Below are 18,476 nucleotides of genomic sequence, written 5' to 3'. Positions count from 1 at the left end.
TGAAACGTGCGTCATATCTGTTCATGTAACCCTCGGGGTTGGATCTGACGTCCAACTCCCGGGGGTCACTTCATGGATGGGTTTACGGCGTGTCCTGCCAACCCACACCACCCCAGCCAACAAGCAAAACTCCCAGAGCCGGCTGTTGTCGTTGCCTCTGCAGGTGCAGGGCCGCAGGCCCTGCCGACCCACCCTAATCCTCGACCGGGAAGTCCTCGATCGGCTTCAGCACATCGTAGTGCTCGCGATGCAGCTTGCCCTTCAGCTTCGGCAGCTCCGGCAACGGCGCATCCACGCGCGTGTCCGGCAACCGGTCCAGCAGGTTGCGCACCAGCGTCAGCCGGCCGAGCCGCTGGTCGTTGAAATCCACCAGTGTCCACGGTGCCGCCTCCCGATGCGTCGCGCGCAGCATCGCCTCGCGCGCCTCGGTGTAGGCGCTGTACTTGCTGCGGGATTTCAGGTCCACCGGGGAGAGCTTCCAGCCCTTCAGCGGATCGAGATGGCGCTCGGCGAAGCGCTTCTCCTGCTGCTCCTGGTCCACGCACAGCCAGTACTTGAACAGCAGGATGCCGTCGTCCACCAGCAGCTGTTCGAACACCGGCGCCTGGCGCAGGAACTGCTGGTACTCGGTCTCGCTGCAGTAGCCCATCACCCGTTCGACGCCTGCGCGGTTGTACCAGCTGCGGTCCATCAGCACGATCTCGCCGGCGGCGGGCAAGTGCGAGGCGTAGCGCTGGAAGTACCACTGCGTGGCTTCGCGGTCGGTGGGCTTGGGCAGCGCGACCACCCGGCACTGGCGCGGGTTGAGGTGCTGGCTGATGGCCTGGATCGCGCCGCCTTTACCTGCGGTATCACGGCCTTCGAACAGCACCAGCAGGCGCTGTCCGCTGTGCTGCACCCAGCGCGCCATGGCGGTCAGTTCCAGCTGCAGCGGCAGCAGCAGTTCGTCGTAGTCCTTGCGCTTGAGCTTGGCCATCGTCACACCACGCGGGGAGGAAGCCCGAGCGTAGCGCAGGGGCTGCCCAGGCGATGTCGGCGCCGGGTAGAGTCGACGGTCAGTGGACTATCGCGCGCAGCGCGGGGTTTTCGGCTTCCTGCCGAGGGCAGTCGACCAGCAGTCGACTCTACCCAGTCGACGTCATCCAATGGACGTTACCCAGCCGACATTACCCCGTCGGTTCGGTTGTTCCCAGCCAGCCGTGTTCGCGCGCCAGCTGCTGCACCAACGCCGACAGATCGCGGGCAAACCCGTCCATGTCGAACAGCCCGCTGCGCTCGCGCGCCTGTGCCAGCTCAGCGCGCAACGCCGCCAGTGCTGCAGGGTCGTTGCCCAGCGTGCTGGCGGTGGTGATGAACGCCGCATCGTCGGCGACATTCATCCGTGCCATTCCCAGATGGTGGTTGAGGCTGCCGGCCACGCGCGCGGCGAAGGTGTCACCCGGGCAGGTCAGCACCGGGCAGCCGGCCCATAGTGCGTCGGACGCGGTGGTGTGCGCGTTGTACGGATGCGTGTCGAGGAACAGGTCGGCCAGCGGGTAACGGGCCAGGTACTGCGGATGCGGCAGCTTGGCCATGAACACCAGGCGCGCCGGGTCCAGGCCGGCAGCCTGCGCGGCAGTGCGCAGGCGGGCGTCGGCCTGGCCCGGTCCGGACAGCAGCCACAGTACGCTGCCGGGCACTGCCTGCAGCACTGCGAAGGCACGGCCCATGCTGCGCGGGTTGAGCTTGTAGCTGTTGTTGAAACAGCAGAACACTACGCCCTGCGCGGGCAGTCCGCAGTCCGCACGGGTCGGCGCAGGCTCCAGCACGCGCGTATTGTCTGACGGCTGGAAGGCTCGTGGCAGGCGCAGCACGCGTTCGCTGTAGCACGGCTCCAGTGCCGGCGGCAGGGCGAAGGCATCGCCGATCACCGCATCCATCCACGGCGCACCGGACGTGCCGGGATAGGCCAGCCAGTTCAACTGCAGCGGGGCAGGGCGCATCGCCAGCACTTCCGGCGTACCGCCGCCGCCCCAGCCGCGCAGGTCGAACAGCAGGTCGATGCCCTGTGCGCGGATGCGTGCAGCAGTGTCTGCATGGCGCAGTGCGGCCACATCATGCAGCTGCGTGGCCACCTGCAGGCGCTGGCGGATGCGGCTGCCGTCATCGTGGTTCAACGCGAACAGGTGCAGCTGCAACGCCGGGTCACGACGCAACTGCTCGAACAGGGCCACGGTCAACAATCCGGTGGGATGCGCGCCGAAACCATTGGAAAGGAAGCCGACCCGCAGCGGGCCCTGGGAACGCACCTTCACTGGCGGCAACGGCCGCACTGAAGTGGCAACGGCGGATGCACGGGCACGCGCGCAGGCCAACTGCTCGGCTGCGCTGGCATCTTCGCTGAGGAACGCGAACGGTTCGACCACGCCCTGCCCAGAGGCAAGTGCACCACGTACCTGTGCCGCCAGCGCGTCCACGTCCTGCCAGTCGCACAGGCGACGCTGCCAGGCCAGGCGCTGGGCGGCGATATAGGGTTCGCCCGGCATCAGTGCATGCGCACGGCGATAGGCTGCCGCCGCGCCTTCGGCATCATCGGCATCTTCCAGCGCATGGCCCAGCCACAGGGCAATGCCCGGGTGCTGCGGGGCCAACGCCGAGGCCTGGCCGAGCAGTTTCGCCGCATCGGCATGCGCGCCGGCCATCCAGGCCACGCGGCCCAGCCGCGCCAGCGCTTCAGGGTGGTTCGGGCGCAGCTGCAGTGCACGGCGCGCGGCATGCTCGCCGGCGGCTATGTCGCCGGCTTCCAGTTCCAGGTCCGCCAGCATCACCCAGGCGACGAAGTCGCCCGGCTGGCGTGCAATCGCCTGTTGCAGGTGCTGCCGCTGCTGCCAGGCCGACATGCGACTCAGCCCGCCGACAACTGGGCCAGGGCGTCGACCTGGTGCTCGTGGCTGAGCCGCTGCAGCAGCGGGTCGAGGTCGCCGGCCAGCACGTTGGGCAGGTCGTACAGGGTCAGGCCTTCCACGCGGTGGTCGGTGATCCGGCCCTGCGGGAAGTTGTAGGTGCGGATGCGTTGGCTGCGGTCACCGCTGCCCACCTGCAGGCGCCGCGACTCGGCCTGCGCCGCGTCCTGGCGCTGGCGCTCGGCATCGAGCAGCTGTGCCTTCAGGCGCTTCATCGCCTTGTCGCGGTTGGCGTGCTGGCTGCGCTCGGTCTGGCATTCCACCACCACGCCGGTCGGCACGTGGGTGATGCGGATGGCCGATTCGGTCTTGTTGACGTGCTGGCCGCCGGCACCGGACGAACGAAACGTATCCACCTTCAGGTCGGCCGGGTTGATGACGATGTCATCGACCTCATCGGCCTCGGGAATGATCGCCACGGTGGCCGCCGAGGTATGGATGCGGCCCTGCGATTCGGTGGCCGGCACGCGCTGCACGCGGTGCGTGCCCGATTCGAACTTCAGGCGCGAGAACGCGCCACGCCCGACCACGCGCGCCACCACTTCCTTGAAGCCGCCATGCTCGCCCGGGCTGTCCGATTCGATCTCGACCTTCCAGCCCTGGCGCTCGGCGTAGCGGGCGTACATGCGGAACAGGTCGCCGGCAAAGATCGCGGCCTCGTCGCCGCCGGTACCGGCGCGCACTTCCAGGAACAGGTTGCCTTCGTCACGCGGGTCGCGCGGCACCAGCAGCAGCGCCAGCTCCTGCTCCAGTTCCTGCAGGCGCGCCTGTGCAGCAGCGATTTCCTCATCGGCCAGCTCGCGCAGGTCCGGGTCGGCGCGCATGCCTTCGGCGGCGGCCAGATCGGCCTTGGCACGGGCTTCATCGGCCAGGGCGATGGCGATCGGTTCAAGTTGGGCGAATTCGCGCGAAAGGTCGCGGAAACGAGTGTTGTCGGCGACCACATCGGGTTCGGCGAGCAGGCGTTCCAGTTCTTCGCGGCGCTCGGCCAGCGCTTCCAGCTTACGGCGCAGGGTCGGCGTCATCGGGTCTCACGGGTGGGTGGCGGTAACCCGGCGTGGCCGGGAACAGGCGCTCGGCGGCGCGGGTCAGGTCGGCATCGCCACTCAGCGCGGCCGCACGCAGGGCGGCGGTCGGCGGATGCAGCAGGCGGTTGGTCAGGCCGTGGGCAAGCAGCTCCAGCACTTCGTCGGCCGGCTTGCCGTTGGCCAGTTGCTGGCGTGCGCGCTCCAGCAGCTCGGCACGGGTGGCTTCGCCGAACGCGCGCAGCTGCCGCAGCGGCGCCTGATGGGCGCTGGCCTGCTGGGTCTCGACGAAGCGCGACACCTGCAGGTCGATGATCGCCTCGGCTTCGGCGGCGGCCTCGCGGCGGCCACGGCGGTTGTCTTCCACCGCGCGTTCGAGATCGTCCACGGTGTAGAGGAAGGCGTCGTTGAGCGTGCCGACCTCGGCCTCGATGTCGCGCGGTACGGCCAGGTCGAACAGCAGCATCGGCTTGTGCCGGCGCGCGCGCAGGGCCTTGGCTACCATTTCGCGATGGATCACCGGTTCGCGCGCAGCGGTGGCCGAGAACACCACGTCGGCCTCACCCAGGTGGCGGTCCAGTTCGGTCAGCGGCAGCGCCACGCCACCATGTCGGCTGGCCAGTTCCTGCGCGTGGGCGAGGGTGCGGTTGGCGATCAGCAGCCGGCGTACCTTGCCTTCGCTCAGGTGCCGTGCAGCCAGTTCGATGGTCTCGCCGGCACCGACCAGCAGTACGGTGGAATCGTCCAGCCGCGCGAACGCGTTCTGCGCCAGGCGCACCGCAGCCGACGCCACCGATACCGGGTTGGCGCCGACCTGGGTATCGGTGCGCGCACGCTTGGCCACCGAGAAGGCCTGCTGGAACAGGCGGTCCAGGCGTTGGCCGAGCAGGCCATGGTCGCGCGCGGTCGACCAGGCATCCTTCACCTGGCCGAGGATCTGCGGTTCACCCAGCACCATCGAGTCCAGCCCGGTGGCGACCCGGAACAGGTGGCGCACGGCCTCGGCGTCAGCGTGCTGGTACAGGTAGCCCTGCAGGTCGCCGGCCTGGGTGTGCAGCCACTGGTCCAGCGCCTGTGCCGAATCGGCCACGGCGTACAGCTCGGTGCGGTTGCAGGTGGACAGCAGCACCGCCTCGGCGATCTGCGGAGTATCGCGCAGCGAACCGAGCGCGCGCGGCAACGCCTCACCGGCGAAGGCCGCGCGCTCGCGCAGCTCCACCGGTGCGGTCTGGTGATTCAGTCCGAGCACCCACAGGGTCATTGTTCAGTTGCTTGCGATAAGCTGCTGGCCATTGGACGACATTTTAAGGCCCCGATGCCGACGATGCCCGCATTGATTCGCATCCCCAGTGTTCTGCTGCTGTCCCTGGCCTGCAGCCAGGCCCTGGCGGCGGTGCCGGCCAAGGCCCCCGTGCGGGCTGCGGCCACTGAGGAACTGGCGCTGGAACCGGTGATGGCCGGTGAGTTCGCGCTGCAGGCCGGCAAGCTGGCCGAGGCCGCGCGCTGGTACCTGCAGGCGGCCCAGCAGACCGACGGCGACGCCGGCCTGGCCGAGCGCGCGACCCGCATTTCCATGCTCGCCAACGATGATGCCAGCGCCGCCAAGGGCCTGGCCCTGTGGCAGCAGCGCGCCCCGCGTTCGTTGACCATGCGCAGTGCGGCCGGTGCACTGGCCATGCGCCAGGGCGATGTGAAGGCGGCCCGCACCGAACTGCAGGGCCTGCTGGCCGACCCCGACGAGCGCGGCTGGAAGTTCGCCCTGGCCGCACTGATCGGTGGCGGCCGTGATCCGGCGGTGCCCGCGCAGGTGCTGGGTGAGCTGGTCGACGCCAATGCCATTCCGCCGAAGATCGAAGCCTGGCAGGAGTTTGGCCGCCTTGCCCTGCGCATGGAAAAGCCCGAGCTGGCCCGGCGCATGATCGATGAAGTGGTCAAGCGCTTCCCGGAAGAGCCACGTGTGGCGCTGCTGCGTGCCAGCCAGCTGCAACAGGCGGGCGAGACCGGCAAGGCGTTGTCGCTGCTGCACGATGTGGAGCCGAAGACCCGCCAGGACCCGGAGCTGCGCAATGCGGTGGCCATTGCCTATGACAGTCTCGGCCAGCCGTCCGCCGCCGAGCGCGTGCTGGCGTTCGGCCCGCAGGACGTGCAGACCTGGGGCATGCGCGCCTCGCTGCTGGCCAAGCAGGGCGACAAGGCCGCGCTTTCCAATCTCTACAACGAACTGTCGCGGCAGGCGGCCAAGCCGGACCCGGCGCAGCGCCTGCTGCTGGGCAAGATCGCCGAGTACCTGAAGCGTTATCCCGAGGCGGTGCAGTGGTACCACAGCGTGCCCGGTGGCGATGAGCTGAGCGAAGCGCGCCTGCGCGCAGCCAATGCCCAGGCTCTGGCCGGGCGCCTGCCGCTGGCGCTGGAAGAAGTGCATGCGATCCAGTCCGATGCTGTGGTCGACGACGATGTGCGCCGCGACGCCTACCTGCTGGAAGCCGAACTGCGCCAGCGCGCCGACGACAGCGCCGGTGAACTGGATGCGCTGGCCCGCGGCCTGGCCGCTTACCCGGATGACAACGGCCTGCTGTACGCCCGTGCGCTCACCTGGGAACGCCGCGACGACATCCCGCGCGCCGAGGCGGATCTGCGCAAGATCCTGGTGACCGAGCCGGAGAACGTGCCGGCTTTGAACGCGCTGGGTTACACCCTGGCCGATCGCACCGGCCGCCTGCAGGAAGCACTGGAGCTGATCGACCGCGCCCGCGTGGCCGAACCGGACAACGCCGCCATCGTCGACAGCTACGGCTGGGTGCTGTATCGCCTGGGCCGCAAGGAAGAGGCACTGGTGCAGCTGCGCCGGGCCTGGACCCTGGCCAAGGACCCGGAGATCGCTTCGCACGTTGGCGAAGTGCTATGGGTGCTGGGCAAGCACGATGAGGCCCGTCATTTCTTCGAGGAAGCGGCCAAGCTCGACCCTGAAAACCGCGCGCTGCTGCGCGCCCTCGAGAAATTCAATCCATGAGTGTTTCCCTGATCCGGCCGCTGCTGTTGGCAACTGCGGCTCTGGCGCTGACCGCCTGTACCAGCGTGGGCACGCAGAAGATCCCGGCGCCGGCGGTGGTCGAGGTTGTTTCGGCCGAGGCGGCGCAGGCCGAAGCGGCGCGCGTGGCCGCGCTGCAGGCACAGCCGGACTGGGCTTTCCAGGGCCGGGTCGCGGTCAGCAAGGGCAAGGACGGCGGCAGCGGACGCATCGACTGGAAGCAGGAAGGACGCCGCTATGTGGTCGAGCTGAGCGCGCCGGTGACCCGGCAGAGCTGGAAGCTGACCGGCGATACCCATTCCGAAGCCGGTCGCCTGGAAGGACTGGCCGGCGGGCCGCGTGACGGCGAAGACGCCCAGCAACTGCTGCTGGAGGCGACCGGCTGGGACATTCCGGTCAACCAGCTGCCGGCGTGGATCCGTGGCCTGGTGGCCGGTGATGCTGCCGGTCCGGAGAAGGTCGAGCGTGATGGTGAAGGCCGGCCGCGTCGCATGCAGCAGATGGGCTGGCAGGTGCAGTACCTGGACTGGTACCCGGCCGAGGCCGGGCGCCCGGCGCTGCCGCGCCGGATCGAGGCCGGCAATGGCGACGCCAAGGTGCGCCTGCTGGTCGACCAATGGGGGCAGGGCACCCCATGAGTGCCGGGCGCGATGACACAGGCTGGTCCTGGTGGCCGGCCCCGGCCAAGCTGAACCTGTTCCTGCACATCACCGGCCGCCGCGCCGACGGTTACCACGAGCTGCAGACCGTGTTCCGGCTGCTGGACTGGGGCGACCGCATCGGCCTGCGCCTGCGTGAAGACGGCCAGGTGCGCCGGCAGGGCGAGGGGCTGGCTGGCGTGGCCGAGGCCGATGATCTGGCGGTGCGTGCCGCGCGATTGCTCAAAGAAGTGGCAAATGTCGCGCAAGGTGCGGACATCGTCGTTGAAAAGCATGTATCTGCCGGTGGCGGCTTCGGCGGCGGTTCGTCCGATGCCGCCACCGTGCTGGTGGTGCTGAACCGCCTGTGGCGGGCCGGTCTGGACGAGGACGCGCTTGCCGCGCTGGGCCTGCGCCTGGGGGCGGACGTGCCGGTGTTCGTGCGCGGGCGCAATGCCTGGGCCGAAGGGGTGGGCGAGCGCCTGCAGCCGATCGCGCTGGAACCGGCCTGGTATGTGGTGGTTGAACCGGGCGTTCATGTTCCCACCCCGGCCCTGTTCGCAGACCCGGATTTGACGCGCGACAGCCCAGTGGCGAAAATAGAGGACTTCGCTTCCGGAACCCTGGTCGGGAACGCGTTCGAACCGGTGCTGCGCCGCCGTGAGCCTGCCGTCGAGGCAGCGTTCGCCGCGTTGAGCGATATCGGCACGGCGCGGCTGACCGGTTCGGGAAGTGGTTGTTTCGTCGAGTTCGCATCGCAGTCTGCCGCAGAGCAGGGACGGTCGAAGTTGCCGAAGGAGTTGCGGGCAAGGGTGGCAGCGGGCGTTGCGCGTTCGCCACTGCTGGATGCACTCGAGCAACACTGATTTATCAATGCAGGGGCGTCGCCAAGAGGCCCAAGGCACCAGGTTTTGATCCTGGCATTCGTAGGTTCGAATCCTACCGCCCCTGCCAATAGCGGCTGTGTCCGCGCCTTCCAGCGCATCGCCCGCGCGGGACGTGGAAACAACCGCGGTGTTGTCAGCAGCAAGGGTCCATCGGGGTCCTTGCCGACTCCGGATCCCCGCCACTCGTCCCCGCCCGAGACAATCATGATGCAAGAGTCCCCGAACCTGCTGGTCTTTTCCGGCAACGCCAACAAACGTCTGGCGCAGAACATCTGCAAGGAACTGGGGGTTCGCCCGGGCAAGGCGCTGGTCTCGCACTTCTCCGATGGTGAAGTGCAGGTGGAGATCGAAGAGAACGTCCGCAAGCAGGACGTGTTCGTGATCCAGCCGACCTGCGCGCCGAGCGCGGAAAACCTGATGGAACTGCTGGTGCTGATCGACGCGCTCAAGCGCGCATCGGTGGCCAGCGTGACCGCCGTGGTGCCGTACTTCGGTTACTCGCGGCAGGATCGCCGCATGCGTTCCTCGCGCGTGCCGATCACCGCCAAGCTGGCGGCGAAGATGTTCAGCACCGCTGGCGCTGATCGCGTGCTGACCGTCGACCTGCACGCCGACCAGATCCAGGGCTTCTTCGATATTCCGGTGGACAACGTGTATGCGTCCCCGCTGCTGCTGGCCGACATCTGGCGTGCCTACGGCACCGAGAACCTGATTGTTGTCTCGCCGGACGTGGGCGGCGTGGTCCGCGCCCGTGCGGTGGCCAAGCGCCTGGATGACGCCGACCTGGCGATCATCGACAAGCGCCGCCCGCGCGCCAACGTCTCCACCGTGATGAACATCATCGGTGACGTCGAAGGCAAGACCTGCGTGATGGTCGATGACATCGTCGACACCGCCGGCACCCTGTGCGCCGCTGCTGCTGCCCTGAAGGCGCGCGGTGCGCTCAAGGTCGCCGCCTACTGCACCCACGCGGTGCTGTCGGGCCCGGCGGTGGACAACATCACCAATTCCCAGCTCGACGAGCTGGTGGTGACCGACACCATCCCGCTGAAGGACGCGGCGCGGGTGTGCAGCAAGATCCGCCAGCTGAGCGTGGCGGAAATGCTGGCCGAAACGATGCGCCGCATCGCCTTCGGCGAGTCGGTCAGCTCGCTGTACGTCGACTGAGTTCTTCGCCCCTGCCGGCAACGGCGGGGGCATACCCGGATGCTTCTGGTCGCGGAAGCATCTTCAACCGCCACGCCGCAGGGCGCGGCAACAACCTGAGTAGTCGAAAATGTCGAAGACCCATGAAATCAAGGTCACCAAGCGTGAACTGCAGCGTAAGGGTGCGAGCCGCCGCCTGCGTCACGCCGGTGTGATCCCGGCCATCGTGTACGGCGGCAACGCCGAGCCGGTCGCCATCAGCCTGGACCACAACGAAATCTGGCTGGCCCAGCAGAACGAGTGGTTCTATGCCTCGATCCTGGACCTGAACCTGGATGGCCAGGTGCAGAAGGTCCTGCTGCGTGACATGCAGCGCCACCCGTACAAGCAGCTGATCATGCACCTGGACTTCCAGCGCGTGAACGAGAACGAAGCCCTGACCGCTTCGGTCCCGCTGCACTTTGTCAACGAAGACACCTCGCCGGCCGGCAAGGCTGCCGACGTCGTGGTCACCCACGAACTGAAGGAAGTGACCATCACCTGCCTGCCGAAGGACCTGCCGGAGTCGATCGAAGTCGACCTGGGCGAGCTGAAGGCCGGTGACGTGGTGTACCTGTCCGACATCAAGCTGCCGAAGGGCGTGGAAATCCCGGCCCTGGCGCTGGGCAAGGACCACGACGACGCCATCGTCACCGCCAAGGCCGGCAAGGCCGACGCGGCTGACGAAGAAGCGGCTGCCGCCGAGTAATACCGCTACGGTGCCTGCCTCCGGGCAGGCACCGTATTGGAAGGAACCATGGCAGGACTGCGACTGATCGTCGGTCTGGGCAACCCCGGATCGGAACACGCCCGGACCCGGCACAATGCCGGGTTTCATTTCGTTGAGGCCCTGGCGGAAAAAGCCGGTGCACGATGGAATGTGGACAGCAAGCTGTTCGGTGAGACCGCCAAGGTCGAGATCGCCGGGCAGACGGTGTGGCTGCTCAAGCCCGCCACCTTCATGAACCTCAGCGGCAAGTCGGTCACCGCCGCACAGCGGTTCTGGAAGATCGAGCCGGAAGAAACCCTGCTGGCCCACGACGAACTGGACCTGGCGCCCGGCGTGGCGCGGCTGAAGTTCGACGGTGGCCACGGTGGCCAGAACGGCCTGCGCGACACCATCCGCCTGCTCGGCCACGGCAAGTTCCATCGCCTGCGCGTGGGTATCGGCCATCCTGGCCACAAGGACCGCGTGGTGGGTTGGGTGCTGGGACGCCCTTCCAAGGATGATGACGTACTGATTTCGCGCGCCATCGACGATGCCATCGACGTGCTGCCGCTGGCAGTGCAGGGCGACTTCAGCGAAGCGATGAAGCGGCTTCATACCCCGAAATAGCCCGCTTTCGGTAGGTGCCAACCTTGGTTGGCACACAATGATCGACACCGAGATGGATTGGCCAAGCAGCGCGCGCGCTGTTTCACCAATCACTTTCACCCCAGAGAGCTGTCACCCATGGGTATCAAATGCGGCATCGTCGGCCTGCCCAACGTCGGCAAGTCGACCCTGTTCAATGCGCTGACCAAGGCGGGTATCGCCGCGGCGAACTTCCCGTTCTGCACCATCGAACCGAACGTCGGCATCGTGCCGGTGCCGGACCCGCGCCTGAACGAGCTGGCGGGCATCATCAACCCGCAGAAGGTCATCCCGACTGCGGTCGAGTTCGTCGACATCGCCGGCCTGGTGGCCGGTGCTGCCAGCGGTGAAGGCCTGGGCAACAAGTTCCTGGCGCACATCCGCGAAGTCGACGCGATCACCCACGTGGTGCGCTGCTTCGAGCACGGCGACATCGTGCACGTGGCCGGCAAGGTCGATCCGATCTCGGACATCGAAACCATCGACACCGAGCTGGCGCTGGCTGACCTGGACAGTGTCGAGAAGGCGCTGAACCGTGCCGAGCGTGCGGCCAAGGGCGGCGACAAGGACGCAGCGGCGCGCAAGCCGGTGCTGGCCAAGCTGCAGGCTGCGCTGTCCGACGGCAAGGCCGGTCGCTCGGCGGGCCTGGACGAGGAAGAGAAGGCGCTGGTGCGCGATCTGTTCCTGCTGACCCTGAAGCCGGTGATGTACATCGCCAACGTGCTGGAAGACGGTTTCGACAACAACCCGCACCTGGAAGCCGTGCGTGCGCATGCCGCCGCCGAAGGCGCGCAGGTGGTGCCGGTGTCGGCCGCGATCGAAGAAGAGCTGTCCCAGCTCGATGACGAAGACCGCGATACCTTCCTGGCCGACCTGGGCCTGAGCGAGCCGGGCCTGAACCGCGTGATCAACGCGGCCTACAGCCTGCTCGGCCTGCAGACCTACTTCACCGCCGGCGTGAAGGAAGTCCGCGCGTGGACCGTGCGCAAGGGCGCCACCGCCCCGCAGGCCGCCGCGGTCATCCACACCGACTTCGAGAAGGGCTTCATCCGCGCCGAAACCATCGCGTATGACGACTTCATCAAGTACAAGGGCGAAGCCGGCGCCAAGGAAGCCGGTCGCCTGCGCCTGGAAGGCAAGGAATACCGCGTGCAGGAAGGCGACGTGCTGCACTTCCGCTTCAACGTCTGATCCAGCGGCATCGGATCGACCCAGGACGCCCCGCCTTGTGCGGGGCGTTCGCGTTTCTGGTGATGGACAAAAAAGCACCAGGCTGCGAAACGCTTGCGGTGCGACGTTTGCCGGCACTTGTCCACAGCAAACTCCCATCGCTTTCCACGCCGGATGTGGAAAACCGTGGGGGGCGGATCCCTTTCCACGGGAAAGGGCTCCGACCCCGATCAGTGCAGTCGGACCGTGGACAGAATTTCACCACGCTTCGAAACGCCTGCGCTGCAATGCTCGCGCCCACTTGTCCACACCAAGTTCCCATCGCTCTCCACGTCCGGTGTGGAAAACAATCGAAGGACATGGGCAAAAAATCACCACGTCCGGAAACGCCCGCACTGCAAGCCTCGCGGCCACTTGTCCACACCAAGTTCCCATCGCTTTCCACGCGCGGTGTGGAAAACCCGCGTGGCCCGCTCTGGTAGTCGCCCACCTTGGTGGGCGCGTGGCAGATCAGTGCCCACCAAGGTGGGCATCTACCAGAGCCAGGTTCCCAAACAACAAGGCCCGCCAATGGCGGGCCCTGTCGTCCACGTTCTGCAATGCGGCGTGCCTTACAGCGCGCTGCCACCGAACTTGTGGGTGTACTGCAGGTTGATGGTGCGGCCGACGCTGTCGAACCAGGACACGTCGTAGTACGGATACGCGGTGTACGTGGCGTCCTTCGGCGGCATCTTGTTGAACACGTTGACCACCGACAGCGACAGGCGCGAGTGGTCGTCGAAGCGGTACTGCAGCGACGCGTTGTAGCGGTAGGTTGCCTTGATGTACGGGCTGTCACCGCTGTCCCACTTGAATACCTGGTCGTAGCTGTCCGAGGTCGGCAGCTTGCCCAGGCGCGAACCATAGACCGTGGCCGACCACGCGTCCTTCTCCCAGGTCACGCTCAGGCTGGTCTTGGTACGCGGGATGTCGAAGTTGCTGTTGACCGCGAACTGGTCCTGGATCGGATCACCGGGGTAGCGCTGGAAATCGTGCTTCTTCACCCAGGTGTGGGTGCCGTTGAGGATGAAGTCGCCGATGCCGGTCTGCAGGCGGTAGCGCAGGCCAATGTCGATGCCGGAGGTGGATTCGCGGGCGACGTTGATCGGGGCGACACGCACGCCGTACAGGCGGCCATCACTGGTGCGGGTGATGCGGTCGAGCGCGTCCACGCAGGTCGGCGAGTTGATGTCGGCACTGCCGAGGCGGCAGTTCGCTTCGCTGGCCAGGATCGTGCGCACGTCCATGTCCTGCACCTGCTTGCGCATGTCGATGTCGAACCAGTCCACCGACAGGTCCAGGCCGATTGCCGGCGACCAGACGAAGCCGGCACTCCACGAGGTGCTGGTTTCCGGGTCGAGCTGGCGGTTGCCGGTGCGGCTGCGGATCAGGTTGTGCTCGTAGTCGGAACAGTCGGCGGCATCGTCGGCGCGGCAGCTGTACAGGTCCACTGCGCTGGTCTCGTCGTTGCCCGGGCCGGCGAACACGTAGTGGAGGTCCGGCGCACGGAACGCGGTGCCGTACGAACCACGCACCAGCAGGGTGTCGATCGGGCGCCATTCCAGACCGCCGCTCCAGGTCGCCTTGCCGATGGTGTGGCCGGAATAGCGGTACTGGTCGTAGCGGCCGGCCACGCTCAGGTTGACCGTCTCGTGCAGCGGCATGCGCAGCTCCGCAGCGGTCGCCCAGCGGTTGCGCGAACCGTTGCCGTCCGAATCCTTCCAGCTGTAGTAGTAGTACTCGGTCGCCAGCGGATCGGGGTTCAGCGAGTACGCCTGCTGGCCCACTTCCACGGTCGCGGCGAAGCCGGCATCACCGCCCGGCAGGCCGAACAGCGCGGAATTGGTCAGCGTGAACGCAGCCGTCTCGGTGCGCGACTTCGGGGTGTAGGTGGTGCGCGCCGCGATCGAATCGTACTCGGCGCGGGTCAGCGGCCGGTACAGGCGCGACGGGTCGGCGTTGTAGATCGGGAAGCCGTCGTCGTCCACGCCCAGCTGCGGGCCCAGGAACAGGTCATTGGCTTTGGCGGCGATGATCTGTGCCCAGCTGATCCGCGACTGGTACTGCGAATGGCTCAGGGCCGCTTCGTAGTCCCAGTTGCCGGCCAGGTTGCCCATGAAGCCGGTGGTCACGCTGAAGGTCTTCTGCGTGCTGCGCACCATTGCATTGCGCAGGCCACCCATCTCCTCGGGCGAGAACTGGCGCTGCCAGAACTCGATCTCGCCGGTGGCCTGGTTGTTGAAATAGCCCGACTCATCGCCGTTGGCGTCCATGCGGCCCCACTTGGTGACGTCGCGCATCAGCGACATCGTGTGGTAGCCCAGCTGCACATCGGCGAACCACTGCTGGCCGTTGTCGAAGTCGTAGCTCAGCGAGGCGTAGCCATTGGCGCCGCGGCGCTTGCTGAGGATGGTGCCGTAGCCGATCGAGCTGTCGCTGCCGCAGTAGTAACCGTAGCGCGGGCGGTAGGCGCGGTAGGTGCTGCCCTGGTTCTGCCCGGCCAGCGCTTCGCAGGTGGCCGCGCCCGGATCCAGGTAGTCGTCGTTGTAGTCCGTGCGCAGGTAAGCGCGGCGTGCGATGCGTGAGCCCTCGGTGGGGCCGTCCTGGGTCGAATCCTGGATATCGCGCTCGTACGCCCACAGCGGGGTCTGCGACTGCAGTTCAACGCTGTACACGGCGTTGAAGTTGCCACGGCTGAAGCCACTGGCCAGGCTCATGTCGAACGACTCGCCACCGCCTTCGCTGGTGGTGCCCATGCGCATGTCGACGGTGGTGCCGTCGGCCTTCTTCTTCAGGATGAAGTTGACCACGCCGGCGATCGCGTCCGAACCGTAGATGGCCGAGGCACTGCCGGTCAGCACTTCGATGCGCTCGATCATGCCCAGCGGGATGTTGGAGACGTCGGTGAAGTTGCTGCGGCCCTTGAACGGCATCGGGAAGTCGGCGATGCGGCGGCCATTGACCAGCACCAGCGTGTGGTTCGGGCCCAGCCCGCGCAGGTCCACCTGCTGGGCGCCCGGCGAGAAGTCGGCGCCGCTGGACGACTGCTGGCTCTGCGTCTCACCGCCGTTCTGGGTCATCGAGCGCAGCACGTCGGGCACGCTGGTGAAGCCGCTGGAGCGGATCTGCTCGGCGCTGATCACCGTGATCGGGGCGGGGCCTTCCACCTGGGCGCGCGGAATGCGCGAACCGGTGACCTGCACCGCATCCAGTTGTTGAACCGAAGAGGAGGCCGGTGCCTGGGCCGCCGCGGAAGCAGCCACGCCCATCAACGCCAGCTGGATCGACCACGCCATCGCCTTTCTACGCATGAGGAATTCTCGGAAATGAAGCCGGCCCGCAGAGGAGGGGCCCTGTCCCCCATTCAGATTTCCGGAATGGGCGCGCGCATTTAACGCCTTTTTCATGCCCTTGACTACTGGGTCCCTATCTGGCAAAGAGTGAAAACGCTTGCAAGTCGATTTTGTTCAGGGAGATCAAGATGCGACGCCTCCATTGCACCCTGCGTGCCCCCTTCGCCTGGCTGGCGCTGCTGGTGTTGGACGTGCCGTTGGCCGCCCTTGCGCAGGACCTGCAGGGCCCGGGCTTCGCCTACTACGAAGCCGGGGATCTCGACGCACCCCGGCCCGGCCCGCGCGCGCCGGCCATGATGCTGATGGGCGGTGGCGAATGGGTGCCGGAGGCCTTTCACTGGTGGCTGAAGCAGGCCGGCAACGGCCGCGTGCTGATCCTGCGCGCTTCTGGCAGTGATGAACTGCAGGACCGCCTGTATCGCGAGATTGGCGGGACCACCGCAGTGCAGACGCTGGTCTTCGACAGCCGCCGCGGCGCCGACGATCCGGCCGTGCTGCGCGTGGTGGCTGCGGCCGATGCCATCTTCATTGCCGGTGGTGACCAGTCGCGCTACATCCGCTTCTGGAAGGGCACCGCGCTCAACCGCGCGCTCAATGCCCATGTGCGCGCCGGCAAGCCGATTGCCGGTACCAGCGCCGGGCTGGCCATCCTCGGTGGCTACGCCTACGGCGCGATGGACGGCGGCAGCATCACCTCCGCCGGTGCGCTGGCCGACCCGATGGGCAGTGCGGTGACCATGGACAGTGGCTTCCTGCAGATGCCCTACCTGCAGCGCGTGGTCACCGACACCCACTTCGACAAGCGCGATCGGCTTGGCCGCCTGATCGTGTTCGTGGCGCGCGCCGCGCAGGACAGTGGCGACCCCGACATCGTCGGCATCGGCGTCGACGAGGACACCGCCCTGTGCGTGGAGCCCGATGGCCAGGCGCAGGTCTACAGCGCCGACGGCGAAGGCAAGGTCTGGGTGGTCAGCCCCGGCCGCGATGCCGACCGTCTGGTCGAGGGCGAGCCGCTGCGCTTCCACGCGGTACCGGTAACGGTGGTCGCCAGCGGCAGCCGCATGCGCCTGGATGACTTCCAGGCCGACGCCGACTACCAGGCCGTGGCCGACGTCAGCGACGGCGAGATTGAGTTCACGCTTCGGTAGTGCCGGCCGCTGGCCGGCAACTCGCCTTCCCTGATGCGCCCCTTGCCGGCCAGCGGCCGGCACTACCCCGCAATCCATTCCCTCGTTCTGCTGGAGACGTACCCGATGAAACTGCGCCTGGCGCTGTCCGCACTGTTGTCCCTGCCCATGCTTGCCCAGGCCGCACCGGCGGCTTCACCGCTGCTGGTCATCCACGGCGGCGCCGGCGTCGAGCGCAAGGACCTGTCGCCGGCCGAGGAAAAGGCCGCACGTGACGCGCTGCGGGCGGCCCTGTTGAAGGGGCATGCGGAGCTGGCGGCGGGTCGCCCCGCGTTGGCTGCAGTCACCGCTGCGATCACCGTCCTGGAGGACGATCCCGCCTTCAACGCCGGCAAGGGCGCGGTGTTCACCCATGACGGCCACAACGAGCTGGATGCCGCAGTGATGGACGGGGCCACCCAGGCTGCAGGCGCGGTGGCCGGCGTGCAGCGGGTGCGCAACCCGATCCTGCTGGCGCAGACCGTGATGCAGAAATCCAGGCACGTGATGATGGTGGGGCAGGGCGCCGAAGCCTTCGCGGTCGAGCAGGGGATGTCTTTGGTCGATCCCTCCTACTTCCGTACGGAGAAGCGTTGGCAGCAGCTGCAGCGTGCACTCAAAGAAGAGGCCAGTGGCCAGGCGCATGCCGACCTGGAGACTGCAAAGCACTTCGGGACCGTCGGTGCGGTCGCATTGGATGCGCAGGGGCACCTGGCCGCCGGTACCTCCACTGGTGGCATGACCAACAAGCGCTATGGCCGGGTGGGTGACTCGCCGATCATCGGTGCAGGCACCTGGGCCGATGCGCGCTGTGCGGTGTCCGGCACCGGCTGGGGCGAGTACTACATCCGCACCGCGGCCGCGCACGAGATCTGCGCACGCATGCGCTACCAGGGGCAGACGCCGGAACAGGCCGGCAAGGGCGTGATCAACGAGACGATTCCGCAGATGGGGGGTGACGGCGGTGCGATCGTGCTCGCTGCAGACGGAAAAATGGCCACGCCATTCAACACCCAAGGCATGTATCGGGGCTGGATCGGCGGCGACGGCGTCCCTCATGTCGCAATTTTCGCCAACGAGACCCTGCCGGTTCCCGGGCAATAACCTTGCGTATCAATGGGTTTGCGACAGCGTGTGAAAAAAATGGAAAAAAGCGTTGACAGCCCCTCGTCCCATCAGCAGAATAAGCGGCTCACCACCACGCACCGCAACGCTTCGGCGGCAACGGAGTGGGGTGGTAAGGAGGGATACCCAAGCGGCCAACGGGGGCAGACTGTAAATCTGCTGGCTTACGCCTTCGGTGGTTCGAATCCACCTCCCTCCACCAGTTTCACGTTGTGACATTCCCGGCGCGGGAGTAGTTCAATGGTAGAACCTCAGCCTTCCAAGCTGATGGTGCGGGTTCGATTCCCGTCTCCCGCTCCATTGAATGAACTTTGAATATTATCGAGTTCATGTCATAATGCAAAACTCGGCTCACGTAGCTCAGTCGGTAGAGCACTTCCTTGGTAAGGAAGAGGTCGAAGGTTCGATTCCTTTCGTGAGCACCATCTTAAGCATCACCTCTCAGACGAATTCGAGATAAGCAGCCATGGCCAAGGGTAAGTTCGAGCGCACCAAGCCGCACGTCAACGTCGGCACCATCGGTCACGTCGACCACGGCAAGACCACGCTGACCGCCGCACTGAC

15 protein-coding genes and 4 tRNA genes are annotated in these 18,476 nt (G+C 66.8%); 14 read left to right on the top strand and 5 right to left on the bottom strand.

Annotation, left to right across the window (positions count from 1 at the left end):
- Positions 1–193: 193 nt before the first annotated feature.
- The 4 genes from ppk2 to hemA form a co-directional block, all read right to left on the bottom strand.
- The gene (ppk2, locus tag ACX9OT_RS21355) at positions 194–976 is read right to left on the bottom strand and encodes a polyphosphate kinase 2 (RefSeq protein ID WP_005408184.1); all 783 of its coding nucleotides are present in this window, start codon (positions 974–976) and stop codon (positions 194–196) included.
- A 190-nt stretch (positions 977–1,166) separates the two neighbouring features.
- Positions 1,167–2,879: an O-linked N-acetylglucosamine transferase, SPINDLY family protein gene (locus tag ACX9OT_RS21350; RefSeq protein WP_459003613.1), complete on the bottom strand. Its 1,713-nt coding sequence runs from the start codon at positions 2,877–2,879 to the stop codon at positions 1,167–1,169.
- Between the two features lie 5 nt (positions 2,880–2,884).
- A complete protein-coding gene (gene prfA / locus ACX9OT_RS21345) occupies positions 2,885–3,967 on the bottom strand; it encodes a peptide chain release factor 1 (protein WP_049462696.1) in 1,083 nt (360 codons plus the stop codon).
- The gene (gene hemA / locus ACX9OT_RS21340) at positions 3,945–5,228 is read right to left on the bottom strand and encodes a glutamyl-tRNA reductase (protein WP_459003610.1); all 1,284 of its coding nucleotides are present in this window, start codon (positions 5,226–5,228) and stop codon (positions 3,945–3,947) included. The genes prfA and hemA overlap by 23 nt, the downstream gene beginning before the upstream one ends.
- A 63-nt stretch (positions 5,229–5,291) precedes the next feature.
- Here hemA and ACX9OT_RS21335 point away from each other — a divergent pair, with 63 nt between their 5' ends.
- From ACX9OT_RS21335 to ychF, 8 genes are all read left to right on the top strand, one after another.
- Entirely contained in the window at positions 5,292–6,977 is a 1,686-nt protein-coding gene (locus tag ACX9OT_RS21335; protein WP_459003608.1) for a tetratricopeptide repeat protein, read from the top strand.
- A complete protein-coding gene (gene lolB, locus ACX9OT_RS21330; protein WP_459003606.1) occupies positions 6,974–7,633 on the top strand; it encodes a lipoprotein insertase outer membrane protein LolB in 660 nt (219 codons plus the stop codon). The genes ACX9OT_RS21335 and lolB overlap by 4 nt, the downstream gene beginning before the upstream one ends.
- Positions 7,630–8,499: a 4-(cytidine 5'-diphospho)-2-C-methyl-D-erythritol kinase gene (gene ispE, locus ACX9OT_RS21325; RefSeq protein ID WP_459003604.1), complete on the top strand. Its 870-nt coding sequence runs from the start codon at positions 7,630–7,632 to the stop codon at positions 8,497–8,499. The genes lolB and ispE overlap by 4 nt, the downstream gene beginning before the upstream one ends.
- 11 nt (positions 8,500–8,510) lie before the next feature.
- Positions 8,511–8,587, top strand: a tRNA-Gln gene (locus ACX9OT_RS21320).
- A gap of 140 nt (positions 8,588–8,727) precedes the next feature.
- On the top strand, positions 8,728–9,687 hold the full coding sequence (locus tag ACX9OT_RS21315; RefSeq protein ID WP_005415400.1) for a ribose-phosphate diphosphokinase: 960 nt from the start codon (positions 8,728–8,730) through the stop codon (positions 9,685–9,687).
- A gap of 109 nt (positions 9,688–9,796) precedes the next feature.
- Positions 9,797–10,414, top strand: coding sequence for a 50S ribosomal protein L25/general stress protein Ctc (locus ACX9OT_RS21310; protein ID WP_005415401.1), 618 nt, complete (start codon positions 9,797–9,799; stop codon positions 10,412–10,414).
- Between the two features lie 48 nt (positions 10,415–10,462).
- Positions 10,463–11,041 carry an aminoacyl-tRNA hydrolase gene (pth, locus tag ACX9OT_RS21305; RefSeq protein ID WP_014036086.1) on the top strand — a complete coding sequence of 193 codons (579 nt, stop codon included), beginning with the start codon at positions 10,463–10,465 and terminating at the stop codon, positions 11,039–11,041.
- 117 nt (positions 11,042–11,158) lie between these two features.
- Positions 11,159–12,250, top strand: a complete 1,092-nt coding sequence (gene ychF, locus ACX9OT_RS21300; RefSeq protein ID WP_459003601.1) for a redox-regulated ATPase YchF — start codon at positions 11,159–11,161, stop codon at positions 12,248–12,250.
- Between the two features lie 590 nt (positions 12,251–12,840).
- Here ychF and ACX9OT_RS21295 read toward each other — a convergent pair.
- Complete coding sequence (locus ACX9OT_RS21295; RefSeq protein ID WP_459003599.1) at positions 12,841–15,579, bottom strand: TonB-dependent receptor plug domain-containing protein; 2,739 nt, start codon at positions 15,577–15,579, stop codon at positions 12,841–12,843.
- A gap of 170 nt (positions 15,580–15,749) precedes the next feature.
- Here ACX9OT_RS21295 and ACX9OT_RS21290 point away from each other — a divergent pair, with 170 nt between their 5' ends.
- The 6 genes from ACX9OT_RS21290 to ACX9OT_RS21265 all read left to right on the top strand — a co-directional run.
- The gene (locus ACX9OT_RS21290) at positions 15,750–16,769 is read left to right on the top strand and encodes a cyanophycinase (RefSeq protein ID WP_071229187.1); all 1,020 of its coding nucleotides are present in this window, start codon (positions 15,750–15,752) and stop codon (positions 16,767–16,769) included.
- A gap of 105 nt (positions 16,770–16,874) precedes the next feature.
- Positions 16,875–17,891 carry an isoaspartyl peptidase/L-asparaginase family protein gene (locus ACX9OT_RS21285; RefSeq protein ID WP_459003597.1) on the top strand — a complete coding sequence of 339 codons (1,017 nt, stop codon included), beginning with the start codon at positions 16,875–16,877 and terminating at the stop codon, positions 17,889–17,891.
- 137 nt (positions 17,892–18,028) lie between these two features.
- Positions 18,029–18,114: transfer RNA gene (locus ACX9OT_RS21280), tRNA-Tyr, on the top strand.
- Positions 18,115–18,138: 24 nt separating this feature from the next.
- A tRNA-Gly gene (locus ACX9OT_RS21275) sits at positions 18,139–18,212 on the top strand.
- Between the two features lie 49 nt (positions 18,213–18,261).
- Positions 18,262–18,337: transfer RNA gene (locus ACX9OT_RS21270), tRNA-Thr, on the top strand.
- A gap of 41 nt (positions 18,338–18,378) precedes the next feature.
- The coding region (locus tag ACX9OT_RS21265) for a GTP-binding protein (RefSeq protein ID WP_031270842.1) at positions 18,379–18,476 on the top strand (98 nt) is incomplete at its 3' end.

The organism is Stenotrophomonas genospecies 3 (genome assembly GCF_054473855.1).
This window is presented reverse-complemented; position numbering and strand designations above follow the sequence as displayed.

Bases quoted from the DNA above. Each gene is read 5' to 3' on its own strand.
- prfA (WP_049462696.1), bottom strand. From the start codon at position 3,967: ATGACGCCGACCCTGCGCCGTAAGCTGGAAGCGCTGGCCGAGCGCCGC.
- hemA (WP_459003610.1), bottom strand. From the start codon at position 5,228: ATGACCCTGTGGGTGCTCGGACTGAATCACCAGACCGCACCGGTGGAG.
- ACX9OT_RS21295 (WP_459003599.1), bottom strand. From the start codon at position 15,579: ATGCGTAGAAAGGCGATGGCGTGGTCGATCCAGCTGGCGTTGATGGGC.
- ACX9OT_RS21310 (WP_005415401.1), top strand. From the start codon at position 9,797: ATGTCGAAGACCCATGAAATCAAGGTCACCAAGCGTGAACTGCAGCGT.
- ACX9OT_RS21290 (WP_071229187.1), top strand. From the start codon at position 15,750: ATGCGACGCCTCCATTGCACCCTGCGTGCCCCCTTCGCCTGGCTGGCG.
- lolB (WP_459003606.1), top strand. From the start codon at position 6,974: ATGAGTGTTTCCCTGATCCGGCCGCTGCTGTTGGCAACTGCGGCTCTG.
- ACX9OT_RS21315 (WP_005415400.1), top strand. From the start codon at position 8,728: ATGCAAGAGTCCCCGAACCTGCTGGTCTTTTCCGGCAACGCCAACAAA.
- ychF (WP_459003601.1), top strand. From the start codon at position 11,159: ATGGGTATCAAATGCGGCATCGTCGGCCTGCCCAACGTCGGCAAGTCG.
- ppk2 (WP_005408184.1), bottom strand. From the start codon at position 976: ATGGCCAAGCTCAAGCGCAAGGACTACGACGAACTGCTGCTGCCGCTG.
- ACX9OT_RS21350 (WP_459003613.1), bottom strand. From the start codon at position 2,879: ATGTCGGCCTGGCAGCAGCGGCAGCACCTGCAACAGGCGATTGCACGC.
- pth (WP_014036086.1), top strand. From the start codon at position 10,463: ATGGCAGGACTGCGACTGATCGTCGGTCTGGGCAACCCCGGATCGGAA.
- ACX9OT_RS21335 (WP_459003608.1), top strand. From the start codon at position 5,292: ATGCCCGCATTGATTCGCATCCCCAGTGTTCTGCTGCTGTCCCTGGCC.
- ACX9OT_RS21285 (WP_459003597.1), top strand. From the start codon at position 16,875: ATGAAACTGCGCCTGGCGCTGTCCGCACTGTTGTCCCTGCCCATGCTT.
- ispE (WP_459003604.1), top strand. From the start codon at position 7,630: ATGAGTGCCGGGCGCGATGACACAGGCTGGTCCTGGTGGCCGGCCCCG.